At 55.9% G+C, this 14,338-nt stretch carries 10 protein-coding genes and 2 pseudogenes; 5 read left to right on the top strand and 7 right to left on the bottom strand.

The features are described from left to right. Positions 1-116: 116 nt before the first annotated feature. Together E9954_RS26110 and E9954_RS26105 are read right to left on the bottom strand one after the other, a co-directional pair. Positions 117-992: a spondin domain-containing protein gene (locus E9954_RS26110; RefSeq protein ID WP_136082244.1), complete on the bottom strand. Its 876-nt coding sequence runs from the start codon at positions 990-992 to the stop codon at positions 117-119. Positions 993-999: 7 nt separating this feature from the next. Further along, a complete protein-coding gene (locus E9954_RS26105) occupies positions 1,000-3,030 on the bottom strand; it encodes a hypothetical protein (protein ID WP_136082243.1) in 2,031 nt (676 codons plus the stop codon). Between the two features lie 212 nt (positions 3,031-3,242). Between E9954_RS26105 and E9954_RS26100 the strand changes: the two genes are divergently transcribed. Both E9954_RS26100 and E9954_RS26095 read left to right on the top strand, forming a co-directional pair. Next, positions 3,243-4,778, top strand: coding sequence for a YifB family Mg chelatase-like AAA ATPase (locus tag E9954_RS26100; protein ID WP_136082242.1), 1,536 nt, complete (start codon positions 3,243-3,245; stop codon positions 4,776-4,778). A 260-nt stretch (positions 4,779-5,038) separates the two neighbouring features. Beyond that, positions 5,039-6,367: a KAP family P-loop NTPase fold protein gene (locus E9954_RS26095; protein ID WP_136082241.1), complete on the top strand. Its 1,329-nt coding sequence runs from the start codon at positions 5,039-5,041 to the stop codon at positions 6,365-6,367. Between the two features lie 626 nt (positions 6,368-6,993). Here the strand turns inward: E9954_RS26095 and E9954_RS26090 are convergent. Both E9954_RS26090 and E9954_RS26085 read right to left on the bottom strand, forming a co-directional pair. Beyond that, positions 6,994-7,611, bottom strand: a complete 618-nt coding sequence (locus E9954_RS26090) for a transposase (protein WP_136082240.1) — start codon at positions 7,609-7,611, stop codon at positions 6,994-6,996. After that, a complete protein-coding gene (locus E9954_RS26085; RefSeq protein ID WP_136082239.1) occupies positions 7,584-7,976 on the bottom strand; it encodes an IS110 family transposase in 393 nt (130 codons plus the stop codon). The genes E9954_RS26090 and E9954_RS26085 overlap by 28 nt, the downstream gene beginning before the upstream one ends. A gap of 351 nt (positions 7,977-8,327) precedes the next feature. Here E9954_RS26085 and E9954_RS33955 point away from each other — a divergent pair. Then, positions 8,328-8,477, top strand: a pseudogene (locus E9954_RS33955) (magnesium chelatase subunit ChlI family protein); the annotation flags it as partial. Here E9954_RS33955 and E9954_RS26075 read toward each other — a convergent pair. Next, positions 8,471-8,854 carry a hypothetical protein gene (locus E9954_RS26075; protein WP_136082238.1) on the bottom strand — a complete coding sequence of 128 codons (384 nt, stop codon included), beginning with the start codon at positions 8,852-8,854 and terminating at the stop codon, positions 8,471-8,473. The pseudogene E9954_RS33955 and the gene E9954_RS26075 overlap by 7 nt on opposite strands. Before the next feature lie 263 nt (positions 8,855-9,117). Here E9954_RS26075 and E9954_RS33725 point away from each other — a divergent pair. Beyond that, positions 9,118-9,267: pseudogene (locus tag E9954_RS33725) on the top strand (magnesium chelatase subunit ChlI family protein); the annotation flags it as partial. Here the strand turns inward: E9954_RS33725 and E9954_RS26065 are convergent. Beyond that, positions 9,261-11,210 (bottom strand): leucine-rich repeat domain-containing protein, encoded by a 1,950-nt coding sequence (locus E9954_RS26065; RefSeq protein WP_168442613.1) that lies wholly within the window; start codon positions 11,208-11,210, stop codon positions 9,261-9,263. The pseudogene E9954_RS33725 and the gene E9954_RS26065 sit on opposite strands and share 7 nt — an antisense overlap. A 268-nt stretch (positions 11,211-11,478) precedes the next feature. Between E9954_RS26065 and E9954_RS26060 the strand changes: the two genes are divergently transcribed. After that, positions 11,479-13,047 (top strand): vWA domain-containing protein, encoded by a 1,569-nt coding sequence (locus tag E9954_RS26060; protein WP_136082236.1) that lies wholly within the window; start codon positions 11,479-11,481, stop codon positions 13,045-13,047. Positions 13,048-13,179: 132 nt separating this feature from the next. On the opposite strand, the gene E9954_RS26055 is transcribed toward E9954_RS26060, so the two are convergent. Continuing rightward, entirely contained in the window at positions 13,180-14,301 is a 1,122-nt protein-coding gene (locus E9954_RS26055) for a sensor histidine kinase (protein ID WP_136082235.1), read from the bottom strand. Between the last annotated feature and the right edge of the window lie 37 nt (positions 14,302-14,338).

The raw sequence follows: 14,338 nt of genomic DNA, 5'->3' as shown, positions 1-14,338 counted from the left end.
TGATGGGCATTATGAATCTTTATTAATCAGCGATCAAGCCCATCCAGGATTTAAGTAATATAAAGTAGTGATAGGTAATCATTGTAGTCATGATCGCTGCCGGCGTGCGGGGCGGGCTAGTTTATTCGGGTGAAGGTGAAAGTTCCAAAGGGTGCCACCGATCCATTATGTTCCAGCGGATAGCCGGTGATTAGGAAGATGGGCTGGGGCGGGCTACTGGGCGCGTTGCCGGATGTGTAGGTGGTGCCATCGTCGGTGCCGGCATCGTAGGGCAGCAGCGGGAAGGTGGCCTCGTCGATCCAGTCGCCATCAACAAACAGCTTGGCCCCATGCACCCCCACGAACCAGTCGGGGCTTGGTGCAATCATGGTGACGACGGTCGCCAAGGGATGGCTCTGGGTGATCGTGAAGCTCATGTTAATCGATGCCGGGGAGGTGCCCATGGCTCCGCCGCTCAGCACAAACTCGGCGGTGCCGGCGGTGATGGCGGAATTGACCTCGGCCGCCAGCGGGTTGGGATTCCCGGTTTCGGCCATGGTTTTTATGCCGGGCGTTGCCTGCCCACCCGGCGCCCAGAAGCTGACGCCCGCGTTGTGCGTTCCGCCGATGAGCGGGGAATAGTGCTCGTTCGGGGAGGGGAAGTTGGTCGGGTGCGTTGAGGCGCTCCACGTTGAATCGAACGTCAGCTTATACTGCGCACTATCCGCTGCCGCCGTACTGCCGAGGACCCGGAACAGCACGGTATCCTCCGAACCCGCATTGTCGGTGGCCGACCGCGAGAATGTCGGGCTACCGAGGTTGGCCCATGCGCCCGCCACGAGGGATGTGCGGGCTTGCACCTGGAAGGGTGCAAAGCCGTTCGTCCACTCCAACTGGACGAAGCTGTTGCTCGGTGCAATGCCTACCAGCTCGGGCGTTGAAGAGGGTAAGGCGGAGTGGCCGATGATACAGGCCACCCCGATGAGTATGCTCGTTTTATCCATCGTAGTCATATGATGGCTACTCCGTTTCCACCTTGAAGTAGGCCGCCGGGTGGGTGGCCGGAAGCGTGACCATGTTGGTGGTGCCGTCGCCGGGGAAGTTGGTGGCGGGCAGCCATGGGCCGGTCACCAGGTTGGTGCTCCATTCCACAAAATGTGTCGCGCCCGACTGCGTGGGGAACGACAGGCCGAGGTCGCCGCCGATGAGCACAGGCGGGAAGATCGTTACCGGCAGCGGCACGAAGCCCGATGATGCAATGAAGGTGGAAGAGGCTGCTGTGCTGATCTCTGCGGTGGAAAACCAGGAACTCAGCGGATAGCCGCCGGACGGTTCGGTGAAGTCGAGCCCCATGAAGTTATTCGACGTGTAGGTGGCCGAGAAGGTATTTGTTCCTTCTGCCAGTGTTGGACCATCCCAGGAAGCGGTCAGCGCCGACAGTGATGAAAATCCGACGGTGCTGTTGGCTTCGTTGTCGCGCACCAAAACGAACAGGGAATCGAAGCTAGGAGGACCGAACCACATATAGTTCGGATCGGTTGAAACCCCGGACGCCCCGTCTATCGGGTCAAGAATCACCACCGGCGGGAAGTCGTTGGTGCTCAGCGAAAGCACGCTCATCGAGAAAGTATATTGTTCCTCATAAGGCGAGCCGCGGTCGAGGTAGAGCGTCCAGACACCGTTCGTGCATTCGTCGAGAACGGCATCGAGTGAAGTCAGGTTGGCGGATGAAGAGCTTCCTTCCCCGCCGGTAAACAGCTGGTTTGGTGATTCGACTTCATGCACCGTGGCTGCCGGCGGATAGACGCTGGGCAGGTCCGGGAATGCGAGGTAATAGGTCGTCCCGTTTCGATAATTGCGCTGAAGCCGAAGGTTGAATTCGACATCGTATTCCGGAGGCTCGGGCGTGTAGACCACTTCATCGAGGAAGGCCGCGTCGTAGTCGCCGGCGGTGGGATCATCGTTGTAGAACGTCCACCGGATGGTATTTGGTCCCGGGTCTAGGTAAATGATGCCGGTGTCCCAGCCCCAATCCCACTCAAGGTAGTTTTCCTGGAATCCATTCCACTCGACTTCCGCATAGTCGTACTCGTCGGCAAAAATTGCCCAGGCGTATTCCAATGTACCCGGTCCCTGGACTGTGGTTTCAATCCATGAAGTGCCGGAAACGCCAATGAACCCGCTCTGCGCAGCATTGGTGGTGATATCATAGACTTCATAATCCTGGGCGAACCAGTCGGCATCGCCGCCGGTCGTCCAGGTCAGTTCTGGGGCATCCACGGCATTACCCAGAGCAGAATTGCCGGCCGCGCCGGGCACGGTGAACGAGGAATAGTCATAGGTATTCAGGTCGGCTACGGCGCTCCAGCCGGTCAATCCGGTTCCGCCGGTCGGGGTCGTGAAGGTGACGCCGGCGTAGCCGTTGGTGCGGAAGATCAGCAGAACGGATTGCTCGGCCGCGGATAAGGGAGCCGGTGGTGTCCAGTTGGTGGTCGTACCTGGCAGAGTGGCTGAACCACCAAATGCATACGGAAAATCGTTTTCAGCGACCTGAACGTAGACCTCGGGGAAGTTCGGCCCTGTCCATTGAATATTCGGCTGGTTGGTGGTCGCGGTGGTTCCATCGGCGGGGGAGGTTACATCTGCTGTGCCGAACAGTCCTGTATTCACACCGGCGGCGGATACGGAAAAGGTGTATATCTGTTGCGAGGCATCACCGAAATTCAACGTCAGGGTCCATAGACCGTTGGTGACTTCGTTCATCAGAACCGCAAGATCGTTCGTCAGGCTCAGGTTGGACGAACTGCTGTCATTGTTGTTTCCGGCATTCTGCCAAATAAGCCCGTTGTGCGATTCGACGCGATGGTAGGTGGCGGGTGCAGGATTGGTGGCGACGAGGGCAGCATCTCCATAATAAAAACTATAGCCGTGCCACAGGTCCAGGGTGAAGGCAACTTCGGCTTGGGCGGTGAAAGGCATTGCAAGGATGAGCAGCGCGGCCAGCAGGCCGGGTGTGTAGCGGAGCAGGGCGGAGCACAGGAACGGTTTCATTTTTTTCCTCCCGGATTTTATATTTCGTTCTCTGAACAGGAGTTTTTACACCGATATTTGGCGCGGTCAAGAAAGATGACAAAAATGATAATGAAACAGGGAATGCATGGGGCGGCCCGTCAAAGAAGCCCCTTGCTTTTTCCTAGCCCCGTTTTATTGGAAAGGGTTTAATGTCTGCACGTTTGTGCAACAGGGAATGCAAGGGGGACGTAATGCTTTCACAGGTCAATTCTGGTGCGGTGGTTGGGATCGAGGCCTATCCGGTCGAGATCGAGGTCAACGCCGGGCATGGCGAGCCCAAGGTCGTGATTGTTGGCCTGCCCGATGCCGCCGTGAAGGAAAGCTCCGACCGCGTCTGGACGGCGCTCATCAATTCCGGCTTCCGCCCGCCGATGGGCCGCACCACCATCAACCTCGCCCCGGCCGACATGAAAAAGGAGGGGCCGAGCTTCGACCTCCCCATTGCGCTGGGCATCATCGCCGCGCTCGACGACATGAATGCCGACCTGCTCCCACGTATTTGCGTGGTCGGCGAACTTGCGCTCAGCGGCGCCGTGCGCAAGGTGCGCGGTATTTTGCCGATCACCCTCATGGCGCGCAACGCCGGACTCAAGGCCATCATGGTTCCGGTTGAAAATGCCGAGGAAGCCGCCGTGGTGGATGGCATCAAGGTCTTTCCCGTCCGCAACCTGCGCGAAGCCGCCGACTTCCTCAACCAGGACAAGAAGATCGATCCCTACCACCTCGACATCCAATCCGTCTTCGAGGCCAACAGCCTCTACGAGGACGACTTTTCCGATGTGAAGGGGCAGGAGTTTGCAAAACGCGCCGTCGAGGTTGGCATTTCCGGAGGGCATAATCTGCTTCTGCTGGGCCCGCCCGGCACCGGCAAGAGCATGCTCGCCAAACGCATCCCCTCCATCCTTCCATCCATGTCGCTCGACGAGGCCTTGGAAACCACCAAGATCCACAGCATAACCGGATCGCTGAAGTCGCACCAGGCGTTGGTGGCCACCCGCCCGTTCCACTCGCCGCACCACACCATTTCCGATGCCGGCCTGCTCGGGGGCGGCACCAATCCCATGCCCGGCGCCGTCAGCATGGCGCACAACGGCGTGTTGTTCCTCGACGAGCTGCCCGAGTTCCAGCGCAGCGTCCTCGAAGTGATGCGCCAGCCGCTCGAGGACGGCGAAGTCACCATCGCCCGCGCCGCCGCCAGCGTCACCTATCCCTGCCGCTTCATGCTCGTGGCCGCCATGAACCCATGCCCGTGCGGCTACCAGACCGACCCCAAGCGCGAATGCCGCTGCTCGCCCACGCAGATTGCCCGCTACCGCTCCAAGATATCCGGCCCGCTGCTCGACCGCATCGACATCCACGTCGAAGTCCCCGCCATCTCCTACGAGCAAATCACCAAGCTCGAAAAGGGGGAACCCTCCTCCGCCATCCGCAAGCGGGTCGTCCGCGCCCGCGAAATCCAGCAGGAGCGCTACAAGAACCAACCCGGCACCCATTGCAACGCCAACATGCGCAGCAAGACCCTCCACCAAATCTGCCGCATGGAATCCGACGCCGAGCAAATCCTCCGCGCTGCCATGTCCGACCTCAACTTCAGCGCCCGCGCCTACGACCGCATCCTAAAAGTCGCCCGCACCATCGCCGACCTCGCCGCCGCCGAAACCATCCAACCCCACCACATTTCCGAGGCCATCCAATACCGCACCCTCGACCGGCAGCTTTGGGTTTGATATGAAAAATGACGAAAAAAGCGTTCTGACCCTTTGGCTTGAATTTCCTCTTTTGGAACGCGCTGAAAGACATCGGGAGTATGACAGTTATTCGCTCGTTCAGAGGTCTGAAATCGTAAAATGTTATCTGTTTGAGGGGAAAAGTTTTCGGGGTATGGATCGAGATGTGCTCGGTATGGACTCGGCGTATTCCAGAGGTTGGCAAGCCAAGGGAATGTCATCGTGAAGAACATTATGGGTAGGAAGTTGAGGGGAAATTAATGGGTAAAGCAATCATGACATTTGATGATTTCGATAAATTCGGATTGAAGGAATTCGCCGACCAACTGACTCTATATCTCGAAGTCGAATCCAAGTTCGTTGAGGGCAGTTTTGTACTGAGCCTGAATAGTGAGTTCGGGAGCGGCAAGACAACCTTCCTTGAAATGTGGAAAAATGATCTTGAGGGGAAGGAAGACCCTCCACACATTGTTCTGTTGAATGCATGGGAGTCTGATTTTCAGGGGGATGCACTGTTGGCAATAGTTTCAGGCTTGATATCTGGTTTGAGACTGGATGAAGAGAAGAAAGCAGACCAGTTGAAGGAGACGACAGGGAAGTTGGGGAAGTTCGCCCTTTCAATCGGCAACGATGTCGTTAAGAAATTTACAGGAATTGACGCTATCAAAGCAGGTGAGAGGGCTGAGTCAACAGAGGCTGTTGGCATTGGTCATGCATGCTTTGAGGTGTATCGGGAGCGGCAGAAGCTTTTCGATGAATTAAAGGTGCTGTTGACCAAGTTAGCCGAAGACTCGGATAAGCACATTATAGTCATCGTTGATGAGTTGGATCGTTGCCGCCCTGATTACGCTGTCGAGTTCTTGGAGACCATAAAACATTTCTTCGATATCCAAGGATTCAGCTTTGTGCTGGGCGTAGATAAGCACCATCTAGCCTCCTCTGTAAAAAGCATGTTTGGGCAAGATCTGAAGTTTGAAGAATACTATCGGAAGTATGCTCATCGAAATGTCTCTCTGCCCGTTCATGTGGTTTCCAAGCAAGATAAGTTCTGTTCGAAAATGATGATCGAGTATTTCTCTCCAAATGCATTTGCCGTGAAATCCAAAAGCTCGTTTGCCGAATTTGACAGATCAATGGCAACGGTTGGAATGGAGCTATACAAAGGACTACCTCTTAATGCCCGACAATTGCATGAATTTGCACGGGTTGTTACTCATGCTATAGCTGTTGCACATGATTCGAATAGCGGCAGGATGATGTGGGGATTTAAATATGGAACCCTGTTTTTGGTTGGGTTGTCCATGGTTGATGAAGGCATGTACCACCGTCTAGGAAAAGGGCATTTGCCCATAGGGGAAATGACGAACTGGCTTGAAGAAAAAAATCTGGGCAATGCGGACGGTAAGCGGCGACGCTTTTGGTGGGCATCTTTAATCTTTCTAGGGGCATATTGTAATGTGGGAAATGAGGTTCTAATGACTGAGTTCAAGGCATTGGGCTCGTGGTCAGAAGACGATGGAGACCAAGAAGCTTTTGACCAAAAACTGCAAGAGTATAGGAAAGCGTATGACTCATTCGGCGACATGTAGCACCAAGAGCCACCGTTCCTGCAAATATATGGCGTACTGGAATCGTTGAAAACATTTGCTGACTAGCTCTAGGAGCCAACCACGCCCTGCTATCCACAAGCAAGGGGTCAGGGCAAGGGGTCAAGCAAGGGGTCACCCATTAGAGGTTCCGGGAAAAGGGGTCACCCATTAGAGGTTCCGGTCAAACACAAAAAACCCTTCCATGGTCGTTTCTCAACGACCTGCTTATTTTCCCTTTTCGTTGATCGGTTCTACGTTAATCCCCATCGCTGAACGTTTGCTGCCATCAGGGTCTTCGTCGCGTGGTTTGCCGCGTGATTCATCACGTGGTTGTTCAGTCACCCATCTGGATCTCGGATGCCGGCGGCGAAGGCAACCACCTGCGCTTTGTGCCGCATCCCCATTCCGCTATTGCAGAACCAGAAAACCTTCTGTACCCGTCCACCGCCCATTCAGTCAAAGTGGTTTGCCTTCGGTCCCGCATCTGCGGGTCCTCCGGGTTTCCAGACCCTTGGGGGCTGGCAACGGGGCAACCCCGTTTCAAACGATAGAGTTGGGACGCCGCCGGATTCCAATCAGTCCGTTGGTTTTACCAGACCCTTTTCCGGTTCCCGGCGGCATCCCGTTTATCCAAACATCAGCTTTTCATCAAAATCCTTTCCGTTCATTACATGCCACATCGCCTTGGCCAACTTGCAGGCCAGCGCTTTTTTCGCCTTCGGCACGCCGCTCGTTCTTTTTTTACGTTCGTACCAGGCGTGGATGCGCGGGTTGAAGCGCGCGGCATAGGTTGCGGCCTCAACGAATGCCCATGCGAGATAACGGTTGCCGTTCTTCGCGTTGTTTTTACCCTTCTTTTTTCCGTTCGAACTGCATTCACTTTTTACCGCCCGGCAGTAGGAGGCGTAGTCGCCCGCGCTTTTGAAGCGGCTGAAATCCCCGCTCTCAAGGGCGACAAGCATTCCCAGCGCAACCCCGATTCCCGGAACCTGCTGCGCCCGTCGGTATTGCTTTGTCGGTTTTGCGACTGCCAGCACCTGCTGCTCGACCTTTTTCGCCAGGCGATCCGACTCACGGATGGCTTCAAGCAGGGTTTCGAGCTGAAGCTGAACGAATTCGTCGAGTCCGGTGGCCTGAATATCTTTTAATGTCCACTGTTCCAACTTGCGCGCACCCGGAGCATCCAGGCCATAGCGTTCGAGCAGGCCGCCGAAGCTCAGCAGCACCTGTGTCCGACGGCGCACGAATAGATGTAGCTTTCCGGAAAGATACCCAGCCGGAGCTGCTCGGACAGCCAGTCCGCATCCGTCAGATCGTTAGTGATCTTGATCCCCTTGTACTGCTCCATCTTCGCCGGGTTGCCCAGCTTTACATTACGGTCTTTCTCGCGAAGTCCATCGACGAACCAGTACCAGTTAAAGGTCGATTCTACGCCCAGCGCCACGATCCGATCCCAGAACGGGTCGAGCGCAGCATTGACGGCCGCAAGGTTCGCTTTCACGCGTTTGCGGAACACCGTGTTCCCCTCCTGATCACAAAGGGAGAGGAAAACATTGTTTCCATGCAGGTCGGCACCTGCGTATAGTGCATTTGCTTTGGTCGTTTGCATAACTGCTCCTTTAGTTAGTGGTTTAACCCAAGGATAGTTTGCGCTCGACCAAGGCTTATTTCAAAGAACCTCTTTATGATTATCAGGCCGCCTAAATCGTCATTTTTGGCAAAGGGGTCCTTTGATCTTTGTGTTTGATGAACTAAGGGTCATCCAAGAGGTTCCGAATGGCGTTGGAAAAGGCTGAGAATACAAGGGTTTGATACAGAAGATAACGAGCGGTTTTGAGGCGGCAGGGTCAGGTCTCAAGACTCAAGACAAGCGGGTGAGGGGGCAGCCCTTTGTTGTTGATGCAAAGGGAATCCTCCGCACCGCCATGTCGGAGATGATTTTCATCGGCGAAGGTACCAGTCCTTTGACATTGGTGCAGAGCAAATCCTGCGCACCGCGATGTCCGGCCTCAACTTCTGCGCCCGCGCCTGCGACCGCATCCTAAAAGTCGCCCGTACAGTACCGGTCGTTGGATCGGCAGCTTTGGGTTTAACCAGGCAGACTCAATAATGTATTGCTCCCATGCGAAGGAAGCCGGTGCTGTCATCGCAGGGCAGCCGGACTTCCATGACAGCCCGTCCGAGTGCATCAAATGCGCCGGTATCGACCGGGACGATTCCTTCGTTGCTCCAGTCGTCCATCAGGGTCTCGGCCACGATGGGCGAGAGCCCAACGCCGACCGTATTGGTTGCCTGATAGTAGGTCACGACCAATTCGGAGCCTTCCCATGCATAGGTATAGAGGTTGGTTTCGTTGTAACCTGTCTCGGGCTCGAGCCCGGCGGCATATTTGAGCAGGTTGGGAATGCCGTCGCCTGCCGGGGTGTCTGCGGGCTTGATTTGATTCGGATCGATGATTCCATTGACCCAGGTCCCGAAGGATTTCATGGAAAGGAACTCACATGGATATCCGTTCCAAAGCGGTGTGGTGAAGCCGATGGCACCGTCATAGCAGAAAACCTTGAACTCCGCAGATGCCGAAGCGAATGGAGCGGATCCGAGGGTGGCCGGAACGTTGCCGTTGAAGAGGCGGCAGGGTCAGGTCTCAAGATTCAAGACAAGCGGGTGAGGGGGCAGCCCTTTGTTGTTGATGCAAAGGGAATCCTCCGCACCGCCATGTCGGAGATGATTTTCATCGGCGAAGGTACCAGGCCTTTGATATTGGTGTCGTGCAAATCCTCCGCACCGCGATGTCCGACCTCAACTTCAGCGCCCGCGCCTGCGACCGCATCCTAAAAGTCGCCCGTACAGTACCGGACGTTGGATCGGCAGCTTTGGGTTTAACCAGGCAGACTCAATAATGTATTGCTCCCATGCGAAGGAAGCCGGTGCTGTCATCGCAGGGCAGCCGGACTTCCATGACAGCCCGTCCGAGTGCATCAAATGCGCCGGTATTGACCGGGACGATTCCTTCGTTGCTCCAGTCGTCCATCAGGGTCTCGGCCACGATGGGCGAGAGCCCAACGCCGACCGTATTGGTTGCCTGATAGTAGGTCACGACCAATTCGGAGCCTTCCCATGCATAGGTATAGAGGTTGGTTTCGTTGTAACCTGTCTCGGGCTCGAGGCCGGCGGCATATTTGAGCAGGTTGGGAATGCCGTCGCCTGCCGGGGTGTCAGCGGGCTTGGTTTGATTCGGATCGATGATTGCATTGATCCAGGTTCCGAAGGATTTCATGGAAAGGAACTCACATGGATATCCGTTCCAAAGCGGTGTGGTGAAGCCGATGGCACCGTCATAGCAGAAAACCTTGAACTCGGCAGAGGCCGAAGCGAATGGAGCGGATCCGAGGGTGGCCGGAACGTTGCCGTTGAAGGTGGCATTCGTTAGCGTGCCGCAGTAGGCGGCGCCGTATGCACCCAAATTATCCACGGTAGACGGAATCGTGATGGATTTCAGGAGAGGGCAATAGGCAAAGGCCCGGCTGCCGATGGATTCAAGGCCTTCGTGAAGCGTCACTTCTTCCAGGTTGTTCGCATTGAATGCGTCGTTTCCGATGTCGGTTACGCCGGAGTGTAGGTCGATGCGCTGCAATCCGGAGTGGCTGAACGCGCTGTTGCCGATTGAGGTAACACTGAGTGGAATTTCTATCGATGTCAGGTTGGGGCAATAAGAAAAGACAGAGGTCTCGATTTTGGTCAGCCTTTCGGCGTCTTCAAAGGCGCTTGCCTTGATGTCCGCCACGGTGCCGGGCACGCTGTAATCGCCTGGTTTCCCGTCGGGGAACATCACTAGCGTGGTCATGTCCTTGTTGAACAGCACCCCGTCCAAACTTGTGAAAGCGGTGTTGGAAGGGGCAACCACAACTGCGGTCAGGTTCGAGCAATAGGTAAAGTTGTTGCCATGGAGGTAGGTCAAATCCGTTCCGATGACCACATTCGTCAGACTGGGGCAATTCACGAAAGCGACGGTTAAATCCGTTACCCCATCTGGAATTTGAACGTGTTTGAGACTCTCGCAGTGAACGAAGGATTCGTAGCCGATGGTGGTGACGGCTTCCGGGATGGTCACGTCCTCAAGGTCATAACAATATTTAAACGCAGAGCCGCCAATGTAGGTGACCGTCGAAGGAATCACCGCATTGGTCATGGCGATACACTGGTAAAAGGTTCCGTACTCGATTCGTGATAGTCCGCTTGGCAAATCAACACGCAGCAATCCTTCGCATCCGTAAAAAGCCTGCTCCCCGATGACTGAAACGGAGTTGGGAATCGTAATTGCACTCAGGGTTTCGCAACCGTAAAAAGCGTCTTTGGCGAGGTTGGTTACACTGCCGGGAATCGAGACCTGAGCCAGGTTGCCGCAGTACTGAAACATTCCCACAGCAAGATCTGTTGCTCCGGATTCAATGACCACATTGGTCAGCCCGTCGCTGGAGCGGAAGATGTTGACGCCCCAGTTGGAAACCCCGCCCGGCACCGTGAATTCGCCCAACGCATCACAGTTGCGGAAGGCATAGTCTCCGATATGGGTGATGCTGGGCGGCAGTATCACCTGTTCCAGGGCCGTACAATCGCGGAAGGCGCTTGCGCCGATCTCAGTTACCGGAAAAAGATCGATTTCCGCCGGAATAAGAAGTTCGCCTGAGGCATTCAAGGCGCAATCCGTGATCGTAATGGCCGCGCCATTGGTCACATAGCTCAAGTCATCCACGCTTGCTGCCATTGCTGGTGTGCCGAAAACAAAAAATGCAGAAACTACGCCGATCAGCCGACCACCCAAACATTCATTACTGACACTCATCCTATCTCCTTTTGTAAGCATAATACGTATGATCCATACGGAATACGCCCTTGTGCTTTAATCGTCTATAAAATTTAATATATAAATACGGGTTAAGTGTATGCATATATTCAGCAGCGGTTCAGGGTCGGGTCTCTGGGATAGCGCCTGGCCTCTGAGTTTTTCGGGAAAAAGCCAAAGGCCCGCCTCTCCCCAAACGTATCCACCATGTCCGTTGCACTAAAGCGGCGGGGTGTGCGTTGAACGGAGATGCGGAAAGGAGTTCGGGATGAAGCAGTGGATATGGATTTCGGTGGGTGTGTTGAGCGTGGTGGTGATTGGTTGCGTGAGTACACCGCGGTTGGGCGGGCGTTCTCCGGCGGATGGATATTCGCGGGAGGTCTATAGCGCGCAATTCATGGCTATGCCCAAGGCTTCCGTTGGTCGCGGCGTTGCGTTCAATACGGAGCAGTATGACAAGATCGATGAACCGGGTTTCAAGACGGCTTTGGAAAACCCGCTCTCCACCTTTTCGATCGATGTCGATACGGCGTCGTATGCCAACGTGCGGCGCTTCCTCAACGACGGCAGGCTTCCGCCGCCCGATGCCGTGCGCATCGAGGAGATGATCAACTATTTTTCCTACGACTATCCCCAGCCCGATGGAAAGGATCCCTTCTCCGTAAGCATGGAGCTGGCGCAGTGCCCATGGAACAAGGAGCATCAGTTGGCGATGATCGGCCTGCAGGGGCAACGGGTGGAGCTCGGCGAGCTGCCGCCCAACAACCTGGTTTTCCTGCTGGATGTCTCCGGTTCAATGAACAACTACGATAAGTTGCCCCTGCTGAAAAAGGCCATGCAGCTGCTGGCCGATAACCTGCGACCGACCGACAAGGTTTCGATCGTGGTCTATGCCGGCGCCGCCGGGCTCGTGCTGGAACCGACTTCCGACAAGGGGGAGATTCTCGAAGCGATCGACCGACTACAGGCCGGGGGCTCCACCGCCGGCGGAGCCGGGATCAAGCTGGCCTACCAGGTGGCGCAGGACAACTTGATCAAGAACGGTAACAACCGGGTCATCCTCGCCACCGACGGCGACTTCAATGTGGGTGCGAGTTCCGACGGCGAGCTGGTGCGGCTGATTGAGGAAAAGCGCGAAAGCGGCGTCTTCCTGACGGTGCTGGGATTCGGATCCGGCAACCTCAAGGATTCCAAGATGGAAAAGCTGGCCGACAAAGGTAACGGCAACTATGCCTACATCGACGACATCCTCGAAGCCAAGAAGGTGCTCGTTAGCGAAATGGGCGGCACGCTCGTGACCATTGCCAAGGATGTGAAGATCCAGGTGGAATTCAATCCGGCGCAGGTGAAGGCCTACCGTCTGGTCGGCTATGAAAACCGGATGCTGGCCAACGAGGATTTCGACGACGACAAGAAGGATGCCGGCGAGCTCGGCGCAGGACATACGGTGACCGCGCTCTACGAAATCATTCCCGCCGGCTCCCCCGAACCGGTGCATGCGGCTGGAACGCTGGTCTACCAAAAATCCGAAGTCGTCCCGAGCGACGACCTGATGACGGTCAAGTTGCGCTACAAGCGACCGGATGGCGACACCAGCAAACTGATTTCGCATTCGGTCAAGATGCAGTCCTCGGCCCCCTCCGAAAACCTGCGCTTTGCTTCCGCCGTCGCCGAATTCGGCATGCTGTTGCGCGACTCCGAGCACAAGGGCGACGCCTCCTTCAAGGAAACCGTCCGCCGCGCCAAGGCCGCCAAGGGGCAAGACGAAGAGGGCTACCGCGCCGAGTTCATTCGCCTGCTCGAAAAGGCGCAGCTGCTCGATGGCTCGGCATTCTAAATAATCCAGCCACCCGGGTGGAGGGCCGCCGGCCTTGGCGACCGCGCAACACCCCGCGCTCGTCCATCACGAAAAGCGTCTAATTAAAACTCACGGCCGTGAGTTTTAATTAGACGCTTTGGGGGGTCGGGGTCAACCGGGATATTCCAGCGGCACGGCGATGTAGAAGGTGGTGCCGGTTTGCTCCGAGGTGCTGAAACCGACTTTGCCCTTGAGGAATGTTTCGCCGAACAGTCGCATGCTGTAGGAGCCCACTCCATGCCCGGTGCCCTTGGTGGTGAACGAACGCTGGAAGACTTGCAACTGGACGGGGCGGGGCATGTAGTTGGGGTTGTGTACGCTGAAGATGCCGGTGTCGTCCTCCCGCCGGCAGCTGATGGTTACCGTCTCGTCCAGGGCCGCTGCTTCGTTGGCGTTCTTCACCATGTTGAATAAAACGCGGAACAACAGGGTTCGGTCGGTGGTGAGTTCAAACTCTTCGGAGTTGCTGTCCAGCTCCAGTTTCCGCTCCGAGCAGAGTGTTCTGAGTTCGTTGACGAGCACGAGGGAATTGATTCCCGGCTTCAGTTCCACTTCCAACTCCCCGTGCTCCGCCTGAAGGAGCTTGCGATGGCACCAGATTTCGGAGGTGAGTTCCTTGCTGGCCATCCGGATGGCTTCGATGGAGTGAACGGCTTCTTCTTCATCGTGCGGCATTTCAAGCAGCTTCGAATGCCCGGTGATGGCCATGAGCACATTGGCCATATCGTGGAAGAAGGTCTGTTCGAGCGCCTGCCGCCGTTTCTCATTGTGGATGTCGATGATGGTGAAGATGGTGAAATCGGAATCCCCGCAGTGGTAGGGCGAGGCCCAGACATTGAATTCCAATGCCTTGCCGGATTGGGTGGTGATCCGGCATTCGGCCTCGACCCCGACTTGCTCATCCTGTGATTTCAGGATGGCCTTCACTGCTCCGCATTGGCTGCAGAATTCGGTGGTGCCGCATCCACCGCAACCGTTGGTTGAATGAATGCAATCGAGGATTTCCCCCGGCCGCAATCCGAGAACATCGTGGTCGGGTGAAACGTCGAGGAATTCCTGGAGCCGTTGGTTGGAATAGACCACCTGCCGTTCCTTGTTGAGCACCATCAGGATGGATGGAATCACATGGGTGATGTGGTCGACGATGCCGGCCTGGGCCAGCACCTGGGCATCGTGTTCAACTTGTTCGGGCGTTGCCCGCTCCGCCGGTGCAAACAAGGTTTTTACCGTCATCGTGTCCTCCCTTTGCCTCTCAGGTTCAAGGAAGTAG

The sequence above is a fragment of the Pontiella desulfatans genome (assembly GCF_900890425.1).
GTDB lineage: Bacteria > Verrucomicrobiota > Kiritimatiellia > Kiritimatiellales > Pontiellaceae > Pontiella > Pontiella desulfatans.
The sequence above is the reverse complement of the archived record's forward strand: the minus strand, read 5'-3'. Positions and strand labels throughout refer to the sequence as shown.

Bases quoted from the DNA above. Each gene is read 5' to 3' on its own strand.
- E9954_RS26110 (WP_136082244.1), bottom strand. From the start codon at position 992: ATGACTACGATGGATAAAACGAGCATACTCATCGGGGTGGCCTGTATC.
- E9954_RS26105 (WP_136082243.1), bottom strand. From the start codon at position 3,030: ATGAAACCGTTCCTGTGCTCCGCCCTGCTCCGCTACACACCCGGCCTG.
- E9954_RS26100 (WP_136082242.1), top strand. From the start codon at position 3,243: ATGCTTTCACAGGTCAATTCTGGTGCGGTGGTTGGGATCGAGGCCTAT.
- E9954_RS26095 (WP_136082241.1), top strand. From the start codon at position 5,039: ATGGGTAAAGCAATCATGACATTTGATGATTTCGATAAATTCGGATTG.
- E9954_RS26085 (WP_136082239.1), bottom strand. From the start codon at position 7,976: ATGCAAACGACCAAAGCAAATGCACTATACGCAGGTGCCGACCTGCAT.
- E9954_RS26075 (WP_136082238.1), bottom strand. From the start codon at position 8,854: ATGAAATCCTTCGGGACCTGGGTCAATGGAATCATCGATCCGAATCAA.
- E9954_RS26065 (WP_168442613.1), bottom strand. From the start codon at position 11,210: ATGAGTGTCAGTAATGAATGTTTGGGTGGTCGGCTGATCGGCGTAGTT.
- E9954_RS26060 (WP_136082236.1), top strand. From the start codon at position 11,479: ATGAAGCAGTGGATATGGATTTCGGTGGGTGTGTTGAGCGTGGTGGTG.
- E9954_RS26055 (WP_136082235.1), bottom strand. From the start codon at position 14,301: ATGACGGTAAAAACCTTGTTTGCACCGGCGGAGCGGGCAACGCCCGAA.